This is a genomic window from Niallia circulans NBRC 13626, from assembly GCF_001591585.1.
Lineage (GTDB): Bacteria > Bacillota > Bacilli > Bacillales > Cytobacillaceae > Niallia > Niallia circulans.
This window is the reverse complement of sequence record NZ_BCVE01000007.1, coordinates 23568-35573: the sequence shown is the minus strand read 5'-3', so window position 1 is coordinate 35573 and position 12006 is coordinate 23568. Positions and strand designations below refer to the sequence as shown.

Annotated in this window: 8 protein-coding genes; all 8 read left to right on the top strand. The window is 36.2% G+C overall.

All coding sequences use genetic code 11. The features are described 5' to 3' along the window. The first annotated feature begins 105 nt into the window (after nt 1-105). The 8 genes from leuC (at nt 106) to yihA (ending at nt 11968) form a co-directional block, all read left to right on the top strand. Complete coding sequence (gene leuC / locus BCI01S_RS10715; protein ID WP_061798680.1) at nt 106-1518, top strand: 3-isopropylmalate dehydratase large subunit; 1413 nt, start codon at nt 106-108, stop codon at nt 1516-1518. A gap of 14 nt (nt 1519-1532) precedes the next feature. Then, nucleotides 1533-2123, top strand: coding sequence for a 3-isopropylmalate dehydratase small subunit (gene leuD / locus BCI01S_RS10710; protein ID WP_047943560.1), 591 nt, complete (start codon nt 1533-1535; stop codon nt 2121-2123). 186 nt (nt 2124-2309) lie between these two features. Further along, entirely contained in the window at nt 2310-3332 is a 1023-nt protein-coding gene (locus tag BCI01S_RS10705; protein ID WP_047943561.1) for a tetratricopeptide repeat protein, read from the top strand. 215 nt (nt 3333-3547) lie between these two features. After that, complete coding sequence (tig, locus tag BCI01S_RS10700; RefSeq protein ID WP_047943562.1) at nt 3548-4834, top strand: trigger factor; 1287 nt, start codon at nt 3548-3550, stop codon at nt 4832-4834. Between the two features lie 363 nt (nt 4835-5197). After that, complete coding sequence (gene clpX / locus BCI01S_RS10695) at nt 5198-6463, top strand: ATP-dependent protease ATP-binding subunit ClpX (RefSeq protein WP_047943563.1); 1266 nt, start codon at nt 5198-5200, stop codon at nt 6461-6463. 396 nt (nt 6464-6859) lie between these two features. Then, nucleotides 6860-8533 (top strand): ATP-dependent protease LonB, encoded by a 1674-nt coding sequence (gene lonB / locus BCI01S_RS10690; protein WP_047943564.1) that lies wholly within the window; start codon nt 6860-6862, stop codon nt 8531-8533. Between the two features lie 523 nt (nt 8534-9056). Further along, nucleotides 9057-11384, top strand: a complete 2328-nt coding sequence (lon, locus tag BCI01S_RS10685) for an endopeptidase La (protein ID WP_047943565.1) — start codon at nt 9057-9059, stop codon at nt 11382-11384. Further along, complete coding sequence (gene yihA, locus BCI01S_RS10680) at nt 11381-11968, top strand: ribosome biogenesis GTP-binding protein YihA/YsxC (RefSeq protein WP_047943566.1); 588 nt, start codon at nt 11381-11383, stop codon at nt 11966-11968. Before lon ends, yihA begins: the two co-directional genes overlap by 4 nt. Nucleotides 11969-12006: the final 38 nt, after the last annotated feature.

The following is a 12006-nucleotide window of genomic DNA, read 5'->3' as shown; positions in this document are numbered from 1 at the left end:
GGGACTAATAATAGAGAGATAGAATGTTAAAGGGCTCGTCAAAAGAATACTTTGACAGCCCTTTAATCAACAACAGGGAAAAAATATGGATTGGAGGGTAAAGTAATGGGAAAATCCATTATCGATAAAATTTGGGAAAAACATGTAGTACATAGAGAAGAGGGAAAACCGGATTTATTATATATTGATTTGCATCTTGTCCATGAAGTAACCTCACCACAAGCATTTTCCGGATTAAGAATGAAAAATCGCAAAGTGAGAAGGCCAGACCGAACGTTTGCCACAATGGATCATAATGTGCCAACGATTAACCGTTTTAAGATAGATGACGAAGTTGCCTTAAATCAAATGACGACATTAGAAAAGAACTGTTTAGAATTTGATATCCCATTAGCTGGTCTGCAAAGTCCGGAGCAAGGGATTGTTCATGTGATTGGTCCGGAACTTGGATTAACACAGCCAGGTAAAACAATCGTCTGTGGGGATAGTCATACATCAACACATGGTGCGTTTGGGGCGCTAGCATTTGGAATAGGCACAAGTGAGGTAGAACATGTACTCGCCACGCAAACGTTATGGCAGACAAGACCAAAAACATTAAAAGTAGAGGTCAATGGAAAGCTAGCATTTGGTGTAAATGCGAAAGATGTTATTCTTTATGTGCTTTCTAAGCATGGAGTCAACTTTGGAACTGGTCACGTTATTGAATATACAGGGGAAGTAATTCGCAATTTATCGATGGAAGAAAGAATGACTATATGTAATATGTCTATTGAGGGCGGAGCGCGTGCAGGCTTAATTTGTCCAGATGAAACGACTTTTGCCTATTTAAAAGGTAGAAAACACGCGCCAAAAAATTGGGAGGAAGCAGTACAAGAATGGCGTAATTTAGCTTCAGATGAGGATGCTATTTATGATAAAGTTATCACGATTGATGGCAATGATATTGCGCCAATGGTAAGCTGGGGTACCAATCCATCTATGACTGCTAAAGTAGACGAAAAGATTCCAACAGCAGATTCTTACCAAGAGGAAACGGATCGCCGCGCTTTACATAGTGCCCTTCAATATATGGGTCTAAAAGAAGGAATGGCGATCACCGATATCGAGATACAGCATGTGTTTATTGGTTCTTGTACGAATTCAAGAATAGAAGATTTAAGACAAGCTGCATCGGTGGTTAAAGGACAAAAAGTTTTTCCAGGAGTAAGAGCACTAGTTGTACCAGGTTCACAGCAAGTTAAAAAACAGGCAGAAGCAGAAGGCCTAGATAAACTGTTTGTTGAAGCAGGGTTTGAGTGGCGGGATGCAGGATGCAGTATGTGCTTAAGCATGAATAACGATGTAGTTCCAAGCGGTGAGCATTGTGCTTCCACTTCTAATCGTAATTTTGAGGGAAGACAAGGAGCTGGTGCTAGAACCCATTTAGTCAGTCCCGCAATGGCAGCAGTAGCAGCGTTAAATGGGCGATTTGTTGATATTCGCAAAATGAATGCAGAATTACAAGCAACAGTGTAAAGGAGGAGTCTCTTATGAGTGGTTTTAAGAAGCTTTATGATAAAGCAGTAGCAATGGATCGAGTAAATGTGGATACAGATCAAATTATCCCTAAACAATTTTTGAAGCGTATCGAAAAGACTGGATTTGGTAGATTTGCGTTTTTTGATTGGCGCTATTTGAAAAATGGCGAACCGAATCCTGAATTTGAACTGAATCAACCTGAAAATCAAGGAGCCTCTATTTTAATTGCGAATAAAAACTTTGGATGTGGATCGTCAAGAGAGCATGCACCATGGGCATTGCAGGATTTTGGCTTTTCCGTTGTTATTGCTCCCTCTTTTGCAGATATCTTTTATCAAAACTGTTTGAAAAATGGGATGCTTCCTATTCAATTGCAGACAGACGAAGTAGAATATCTTTTAAAAGCTGCCCAAAGTCAACCCTATTTTCTTGATATAAATCTTGAAGATGAAACGGTAGAGGATGACCAAGGGTTCTCCACATCATTTTCTATTCATCCATATTGGAAAAAAATGTTGATTAACGGCTGGGATGAAATCGAAATCACCCTTCAATATAGTGATAAAATAGCAGAATACGAAAATAAAACCATTTCAAAGTAATCGAATGAAATAGATAGGACCCTTAGGAGATCACATTATTATTTTCTAAGGGTCTTTCCTTTTGCTTTATGGTTATTTGTAGATTGAAAAAATTACTGCAACCACATTATGGAAGAGTCAAGTTGCATCTGAGAGAAAAAAAAGCTACACTAGCAACAAATAGAATATGTATAGGCGGTTAAAAGAATGAAGAAACGGGAGCAGGAAAAAAAGGATAACGTTGTTTTTTTTCCCGATTTAGATAAACGGTTATTGCAAAAAGGACTAGATGCAATTCAAGAAAAGCAATTCAAAGAGGCTATTTTATTTTTAGAAGAAGCAAAAGAGCGAAATCCATTTCATCGTGACATAAACATTGGACTCATTCTCGCTTACTATGAATTAGGATTGTTGGAACAGGCAAAACATCTAGCGAAAGAAACACTGAAACAAGATGACGGGGACTATATTCATGTACTTGAATTGTATATTATGATTCTGGTCCAGTTACATGAATATGAAGAAATAGTTACTACGATTGAAGGTTTGTTAGAAGAACACCAAATCCCAGCAAATAAAATAGAGCATTTCTCTAAAATGCTTTTATTTAGTAGAAAAATGGCTGAGTCTGCATCCCAGTCGCAAACAGATGATTATCGAGAAGAGGAATCTGAAGACATAAATAATAGCTTAATGAACTTAGGTGATCCACAGGAAGAAATGCTGCAAATAGCTAAAATGTCCAGCCAAAATATTCGTGCATATATAGAAGAAGTAAAGCAGTATCTTCTTGATATGGAGAAAAATCCTTTTTTAAAAACGATGCTAATCAATATTTTAAGAGAGCAAGAATATGAAAAAGAAATAGAAATTCAGAAGTTTGACCGAAAGATTGTCATACAACCAACAGCACTAAAGGATATGAAGGAACAGGAACAATATAAGAAAATTATTACTATTCTTGTTGATTATGTGGAAAGTAATAACCCTATTTTATTTGAAAATATTAAAATGTTAATTGATCGACAAATGTTTTTACTTTACCCATTTGCACTAGAAGAATACAAGGATGAAACATGGGCTGCGGCTTATCATGCAGTTGTAAACCAATATTTTGGCCAAGAGGATGAGGAAGAAATATTTGTATTATATGAACTAGATGAGACTGAATTTGAACAAGCAAAAACGTTTATTTATCAGTTGGAGCAAATTTCTTATCCTAATATTTAGGCAAGGATGTTGAAACAACTAGAACCTATGATATAATGTAATGGTTGCATTTAGAAAATGCGAAGATGCATATTTCTTACTAGATAACTTTTTTCCCATTAGGAGGTTCTTTCTGTTTCGATAGAAATAGTAGCCAAACAAGAATAAAGAAGTTAATCTATACATTAGTAGAAGTAATGAAAAAGTAGAATAGATTGTTGGAGGGAATTTATAGTATGTCAGCTAAATGGGAAGTTTTAGAAGGGAACCGCGGTGTTCTTACAATTGAATTAGATGCAGAAAAACTAAACGAAGGTTTAGATTTAGCATTTAAAAAAGTAGTTAAGCAAGTAAACATTCCAGGTTTCCGTAAAGGTAGAATTCCACGTGGAATGTTTGAACAACGCTTTGGTGTGGAGTCTTTATACCAAGATGCAATTGATATTCTTTTACCAGAAGCTTATGCAAATGCAATTGATGAAACTGGAATCGAGCCAGTTGATCGTCCTGAAATCGATGTAGAACAAATCGAAAAAGGAAAATCTTTAATTTTCAAAGCAACTGTTACTGTTAAACCTGAAGTAACATTAGGTGAATACAAAGGGTTAGAAGTACCTGCTGTAGAAACAACAGTTACAGATGAAGAAGTAGAAGCAGAAATTAAAGCATTGCAAGAAAAACAAGCTGAATTAGTAGTAAAAGAAGAAGGAACTGCTGAATTAGGAGATACAGTTGTTATCGACTTCGAAGGATTCCAAGATGGAGTTGCTTTTGAAGGTGGAACTGCTGAGAACTTCTCATTAGAACTTGGTTCAGGTCAATTTATCCCTGGATTTGAAGAAAAATTAGTGGGAGTTGCAACTGGTGAATCAACTGAAGTTGAAGTTACATTCCCTGAAGAATACCATGCTGAAGATTTAGCTGGTAAGCCTGCTACATTTAAAGTAACGGTTCACGAAATCAAAGGGAAAGAACTTCCTGAATTAGATGATGAATTTGCTAAAGATGTAGATGAAGAAGCAGAAACATTAGCTGAATTAAAAGAAAAAATTAAAACTCGTTTAGAAAATGATAAAAAACATCAAGCAGAGCACACAGTTCGTGATACAGTTGTAGAAAAAGCTTCTGAAAATGCGAAAATGGATATTCCATCAGCAATGATTGATACAGAAATTGACCGCATGATGAGTGAATTTGAACAACGTTTACAAATGCAAGGGATGAATCTTGAGCTATACTTCCAATTCTCAGGACAAGATGAAGCAGCACTTAAAGATCAAATGAAAGAAGACGCTGAGAAGCGTGTTCGTTCAAACTTAACACTTGAAGCAATCGTCGCTGCAGAAAACATCGAAGTAACAGAAGAAGAAGTGAATGCTGAACTTGAAAATATGTCTCAAATGTACAATATGCCAGTAGATGCTATTAAACAAGCACTAGGCGGCGTTGAAAACTTACAAATGGACATAAAAATGAGAAAAGCAATCGATTTCCTTGTAGAAAACAGTAAAACTGTTGCATAATAGAAGTAAGTAAAAAACTAAGGCGCGACTATTTCGTGCCTTAGTTTTATATTAGTGTTAAATAACATATAATATGGGTAACTATAAAATAAGTTACTCTAACCGTACAGGAGAATACAATCAAATAAGAGATAATTTTCCAGATTTAAAGAAGCGAAATCTGGTTATGATTAAAGAAGTATATCCATTTTACCGTTATTGGATGATAGAGAACTGCAAATCCGAGTTGTATTATTTCCTGTACATTACTATCATGTGATACAATTCAATACATAACTGTTGAAAAAAGTAAAATTTGTTTCTGAACAAATAATAATCCGTAACGGTAAAAATATACAAAAAGAAGTTTTAAGGGGTGAAGGCATGTTTAAATTTAATGACGAAAAGGGCCAGCTAAAATGTTCATTCTGCGGAAAGACACAGGATCAAGTTCGTAAATTAGTTGCTGGACCTGGTGTATACATTTGTGACGAATGTATAGAACTATGTACAGAAATCGTAGAAGAAGAATTAGGGACAGAAGAAGAAGTAGAATTTAAAGATGTACCAAAGCCAGCAGAAATTCGCGATATTCTTAACGAATATGTAATTGGACAGGATCAAGCGAAAAAGGCTCTTTCTGTTGCAGTGTATAATCATTACAAACGTATTAACTCAAATAGTAAAATTGATGATGTAGAATTATCAAAAAGTAATATTGCGTTAATCGGACCAACTGGTAGCGGTAAAACACTTCTTGCCCAAACATTGGCAAGAATATTAAATGTACCATTTGCTATTGCAGATGCAACTAGTCTAACAGAAGCTGGATATGTAGGAGAAGATGTCGAGAATATTCTTTTGAAATTAATCCAGTCTGCAGATTATGATGTAGAAAAAGCAGAAAAGGGTATTATTTATATCGACGAAATTGATAAAGTAGCACGTAAATCTGAAAATCCTTCTATTACACGTGATGTTTCCGGTGAAGGGGTTCAGCAAGCATTATTAAAAATTCTAGAGGGTACCGTAGCAAGTGTTCCACCCCAAGGTGGCAGAAAGCATCCTCATCAAGAATTCATTCAAATTGACACAACGAATATTCTCTTTATTTGTGGTGGAGCATTTGATGGCATTGAACCAATCATTAAAAGACGCCTAGGTCAAAAAGTAATTGGATTTGGTTCTGATGGTAAACAAGCTGAAATAGAAGATAAAGATTTATTATCTAAAGTACTTCCAGAAGATTTATTACGTTTTGGGTTAATACCTGAATTTATTGGGCGTCTTCCAGTTATTGCTAGTCTTGGTCAATTAGACGAAGAAGCATTAATGGAAATATTAACAAAACCAAAAAATGCATTAGTAAAACAATTTAAGAAAATGATGGAATTAGATGATGTCGAATTAGAATTTGAAGAAGAAGCACTGAAAGAAATTGCAAAAAAAGCAATTGAAAGAAAAACAGGTGCACGCGGATTACGTTCTATTATCGAAGGCATTATGTTGGATGTAATGTTTGACCTGCCTTCAAGAGAAGACATTGTTAAATGCGTCATTACGAAAGAAACAGTAACGGATAATGCTTCACCTAAGCTTGTTCTAGAAGATGGAACAGTGGTGGATAAAGAAACAAAAACTTCAGCTTAACAACAGTTACAAGAAAGAATCAATGATATCTATCATTGGTTCTTTTTTTTGGTGAAAGTTGAAGGATGCAACAATTCCTCCAAGATCATACTCAATTTCTAATCATCAATTATCTTATCGTTCCTATATATTTTTTCCATGAAATCTTGTTTATTCCAACAAAGGGAAGGAGATACTATTTTTTATAGACAAGGCACAATTTGTATATAGTATTTATGGAAGAATTTATTTATAGACTGATATGACTGCCGAATTAATTGCAGGCATTCAGTCTAAAAAAAATTCCTTCCCATCCAAGCTGTAGGGATAGATACATATCGCTAACCATTGAAGGAAACTTGAGCTAATACATGTGCGAAGTTTTAAAACAACAAGATTTCAGGAGGTAATTTTTTTATGAGTTGGGCGGAGATTGCTTTATTTGTACAACTATTCTTTGGAATTATCATCGGACTATATTTCTGGAATTTATTAAAAAGCCAGAGAACCCAAAAAGTTTCGATTGATCGGGAATCAAAAAAAGAAATGGATCAATTAAGAAAGATGCGCGCCATATCATTAACGGAACCTCTTTCTGAAAAAGTACGTCCAACAAGCTTCTCAGATATTGTGGGACAAGAAGATGGAATCAAAGCTTTAAGAGCCGCTCTCTGTGGACCCAATCCCCAACATGTCATTATTTATGGACCACCAGGGGTTGGAAAAACAGCGGCAGCTAGGCTTGTATTAGAAGAAGCGAAGAAAAATCAGAAGTCACCCTTTAAACCAAACTCTGTATTTGTAGAATTAGATGCTACGACAGCTAGATTTGATGAAAGAGGGATAGCGGATCCATTAATCGGTTCTGTACACGATCCGATTTATCAAGGGGCTGGAGCCATGGGACAAGCTGGAATCCCACAGCCAAAACAAGGTGCTGTTACAAATGCACATGGTGGTGTTCTATTTATTGATGAAATCGGAGAATTACATTCTACACAAATGAATAAGCTTCTAAAAGTGTTAGAAGACAGAAAAGTTTTTTTGGAAAGTGCTTATTACAATGAAGAGAATACGCAAATTCCTTCTCATATACATGATATTTTTAAAAATGGACTTCCGGCTGATTTTCGGTTAATAGGGGCAACGACAAGAACGCCAAACGAAATACCTCCAGCAATTCGCTCAAGATGTATGGAAGTATTTTTTCGAGAATTAACGAAAGAAGAAGTGATTCAGATTGGCAAAAAAGCTGCTGATAAGGTGAAGATGCGGATAAGTGAGAAAGCCCTTGATACACTTTCTGAATATGCAAGAAATGGAAGAGAGGCTGTTAATATGGTCCAGATATCTGCTGGACTAGCAATTGGAGAAAATCGTGATTTTATAAAAGATGATGAAGTAGAATGGGTGATTCATTCTAGTCAACTTTCTCCAAGAATGGAAAGGAAAATTAATAACCATTCCGTTATTGGAGCGGTTAATGGACTAGCAGTATATGGTGCTAATATCGGGGCACTGTTGGAAATTGAAGTAACGGTAATTCCAGCAAAAGATGGAAAAGGAAGCATAAATATTACGGGAATTGTCGAGGAAGAGAGTATTGGTGGACAAGGCAAGTCTATTAGACGGAAAAGTATGGCGAAGGGTTCCATTGAAAATGTCATTACTGTTTTACGTTCTATGGATGTTCCCGCTGATCAATTTGATATCCATGTAAACTTTCCAGGCGGTATACCAATTGATGGACCCTCTGCGGGCATTTCAATGGCTACAGGGATTTATTCAGCGATCTACAAGCAACCTGTTGATCGCCAAGTAGCGATGACTGGTGAGATCAGTATTCACGGAAAAGTGAAGCCTATTGGCGGAGTTGTTGCAAAGGTGAAAGCTGCTAAAGCTGCGGGCGTTCAAAAAGTTATTATCCCGCAGGAAAATATGCAGGCGATATTAGAGGAAATAAAGGATATCACCATTATACCTGTGCAAACATTAAATGAAGTGTTGGAGAATGCGCTCCTTAAAGAAGAATGGAAAGAAGAAGCAATCCCAGCTTCCACCATTGCATTATCAAAGAAAGATAGTATCTAATTTTAAGCTAAAATGCTACTTAAATAAAGCATTGTCATGGTCGGCTAATTCGGTATAGGGAGAGTTAGTCGGCGTTTTTTTTTGCGGAAAATAATCTAAACGAGCTTTATATGTATTTCGTGCAGAAAGATCCCTCTAAATGAAGGCTATATTTTCATAAATCCAATTATTATTATATAATTGAATATATATGTATAAGCATAAAAACAGTCTTTTTTCTTGAATGGAAATCGTCTAAATAAGCCATTTTAAATAAGGAAGGCTTGTTTTTAATTGCAATCTTCTCTTTTTATCTTTCTGCTTTCTTTAAGGAGCCATATCCATAAGGATCAGCAAAAAAATCGAGGGAGAAAAGTAGTTCTATTTTTACGGCTTGTCTAATAACCCTAGTTAATAGACACATTATCATAAATAAGATAGAATTGTACAAAGCATTAGAATGCAAAGGGAGCCTATGTGGTAAATAATGATTAGAAATAGGCGATATAAGGAAAGAGATTTTTAAAGCTGGAGGTGCAACGTGATGGAGGAAAATAAAAAAACAGTAGTCCCCCTCCTGCCGCTTCGAGGTTTGCTGGTTTATCCAACGATGGTGCTTCATTTAGATGTTGGTCGTGATAAGTCAGTGCAAGCTCTCGAAAAAGCAATGGTAGAAGACCATTTAATTTTTCTTACAATGCAAAAAGATATGGATATAGATGAACCTGAAGAAGAGGATCTATATAAAATGGGAACTTTAACAAAGGTAAAGCAAATGTTAAAGCTGCCAAATGGAACAATTAGAGTTCTTGTTGAAGGGGTACAAAGAGCAGAATTAGAAGAATTGATAGAGGAAGATGGTTATTTTGCTGCAAGTCTACGTTTGTTTGAAGAAGAAACTACCAAAGACGTAGAAGATGAAGCATTAATGAGAACAATGCTTCAATATTTTGAGCAATACATAAAAATTTCTAAAAAAATATCGCATGAAACATATGCAGCTGTTTCCGATATGGAAGAGCCTGGAAGAATGGCTGATATCATTGCTTCCCATCTACCGATTAAATTAAAAGAAAAACAGCAAATTTTAGAAACTTTAAATAATAAGCAGAGAATGAATTATGTTATCGACATTATTCAAAACGAAAAAGAGGTGTTAAACCTCGAAAAGAAAATAGGTCAGCGCGTAAAGAAATCAATGGAAAGAACACAAAAGGAATACTATTTACGCGAACAAATGAAAGCCATTCAAAAAGAATTAGGCGACAAAGATGGCAAAACTGGCGAAGTCAGTACACTGCTTGAAAAAATTGAAGAGGCTGGTATGCCAGACCATGTAAAGGTAACTGCATTAAAAGAATTAGATCGCTATGAAAAAATTCCTTCCACCTCTGCAGAAAGTTCTGTCATCCGCAATTATATTGACTGGCTCTTGGCATTACCATGGACCAATGCAACAGAGGATGACTTGGATCTTATTAAGGCAGAAAAAATCCTTAATGACGATCACCATGGCTTAGAAAAGGTAAAAGAAAGGGTATTGGAGTATTTAGCTGTACAAAAGCTGACAAATTCTTTGAAAGGACCCATTCTTTGTCTTGCAGGACCTCCTGGAGTGGGGAAAACAAGTCTTGCTCGTTCGATAGCTCGTTCTTTAAATCGTAACTTTGTCCGCATCTCTTTAGGTGGTGTGCGTGATGAATCAGAAATTAGAGGGCATAGACGAACTTACGTTGGAGCGATGCCAGGAAGAATCATTCAAGGAATGAAAAAAGCAGAAACCATTAATCCAGTATTTTTATTAGATGAGATTGATAAAATGTCTAATGATTTCCGCGGTGATCCTTCTTCGGCTATGCTAGAAGTACTTGATCCAGAACAAAACCATAACTTCAGTGATCATTATATTGAAGAAACTTATGATTTATCGAAAGTTATGTTTATCGCAACAGCTAATAATTTAGCTACCATTCCTGGTCCATTACGTGATAGAATGGAAATTATCTCGATAGCTGGATATACAGAAATCGAGAAAATTCATATTGCGAAAGATCATCTATTGCCTAAACAAATTAAAGATCATGGATTATCGAAAGCACAGCTCCAAATTAGAGAAGATGGATTCCAGAAAATTGTTCGTCTCTATACTAGAGAAGCGGGAGTACGTACTTTAGAAAGACAATTAGCTACAATTTGCCGCAAAACAGCAAGAATGATTGTAACAGCTGAGAAGAAAAAAGTCGTTATTACAGCTAAAAATGTGGAGGATTTCCTAGGTAAGCCAATTTTTCATTATGGTCAAGCAGAGGAAGAGGATCAAGTTGGCGTAGCAACTGGCCTTGCCTATACTACAGTTGGCGGTGATACTTTGCAAATTGAAGTATCCTTGGCACCGGGAAAAGGTAAATTAGTCTTGACGGGAAAATTAGGGGATGTAATGAAGGAATCTGCCCAAGCGGCATTCAGCTATATACGTTCTAAATCGGAAGAACTGGGCATTGATGCGAATTTCCATGAGAAATATGATATTCATATTCATGTTCCAGAAGGTGCTGTTCCAAAGGATGGTCCATCTGCAGGAATCACCATGGTAACCGCACTTGTTTCTGCTCTTTCTGGAAAGCCAATCAAGAAAGAGGTTGGAATGACGGGAGAGGTAACATTGAGAGGCCGTGTTCTTCCAATTGGAGGATTAAAGGAAAAATCTCTTGGTGCTCATCGTGCTGGATTAAAGACAATTATTATCCCGAAAGATAATGCGAAGGATATCGATGATGTTCCTGAAAGTGTAAGAGAAGAACTAGACTTTATCCTTGTTTCACATGTAGATGAAGTATTAAAACACGCGTTGAACGGAAGTGTAAATCTTTGAAAGTAAATCAAGCAGAAATAGTAATTAGTGCCGTAAAACCCAATCAATATCCGGAAGGAAATCTGCCAGAGTTTGCTTTAGCGGGTAGATCGAATGTTGGTAAATCTTCTTTCATTAATCGCATGCTTGGGCGAAAAGCGTTAGCTCGCATTTCCTCGAAACCAGGGAAAACACAAACATTAAATTTTTACTTAATTAATGAAATCATGCACTTTGTAGATGTACCTGGTTATGGATATGCAAAAGTTTCGAAAAAGGAACGAGAAGCATGGGGAAAAATGCTGGAAACGTATTTCACCTCAAGAGAACAATTAAAAGCAGTAGTTTTAATTACGGATCTTCGCCATCCGCCAACTGCTGATGATATTTTAATGTACGACTTTTTAAAGCATTATGGGATTCCATGTGTGGTAATTGCGACAAAAGCCGATAAAATATCAAAATCTCAATGGCAAAAACATTTAAAGGTAACAAAAGAAACATTAGGACTAAGTGCAGATGATTACCTTATCCTATTTTCTTCTGAAACTGGAGAAGGAAAAGATAAAGTGTGGTCATTACTAGAGCATTTAGCTAATAAATAAAAAAAGCGACTCACATCAGCTAGTAAGGTTGAAAAGTG

Excerpts from the sequence above, each read along its gene's own strand:
- leuC (WP_061798680.1), top strand. The coding sequence starts at position 106 with ATGGGAAAATCCATTATCGATAAAATTTGGGAAAAACATGTAGTACAT.
- leuD (WP_047943560.1), top strand. The coding sequence starts at position 1,533 with ATGAGTGGTTTTAAGAAGCTTTATGATAAAGCAGTAGCAATGGATCGA.
- BCI01S_RS10705 (WP_047943561.1), top strand. The coding sequence starts at position 2,310 with ATGAAGAAACGGGAGCAGGAAAAAAAGGATAACGTTGTTTTTTTTCCC.
- tig (WP_047943562.1), top strand. The coding sequence starts at position 3,548 with ATGTCAGCTAAATGGGAAGTTTTAGAAGGGAACCGCGGTGTTCTTACA.
- clpX (WP_047943563.1), top strand. The coding sequence starts at position 5,198 with ATGTTTAAATTTAATGACGAAAAGGGCCAGCTAAAATGTTCATTCTGC.
- lonB (WP_047943564.1), top strand. The coding sequence starts at position 6,860 with ATGAGTTGGGCGGAGATTGCTTTATTTGTACAACTATTCTTTGGAATT.
- lon (WP_047943565.1), top strand. The coding sequence starts at position 9,057 with ATGGAGGAAAATAAAAAAACAGTAGTCCCCCTCCTGCCGCTTCGAGGT.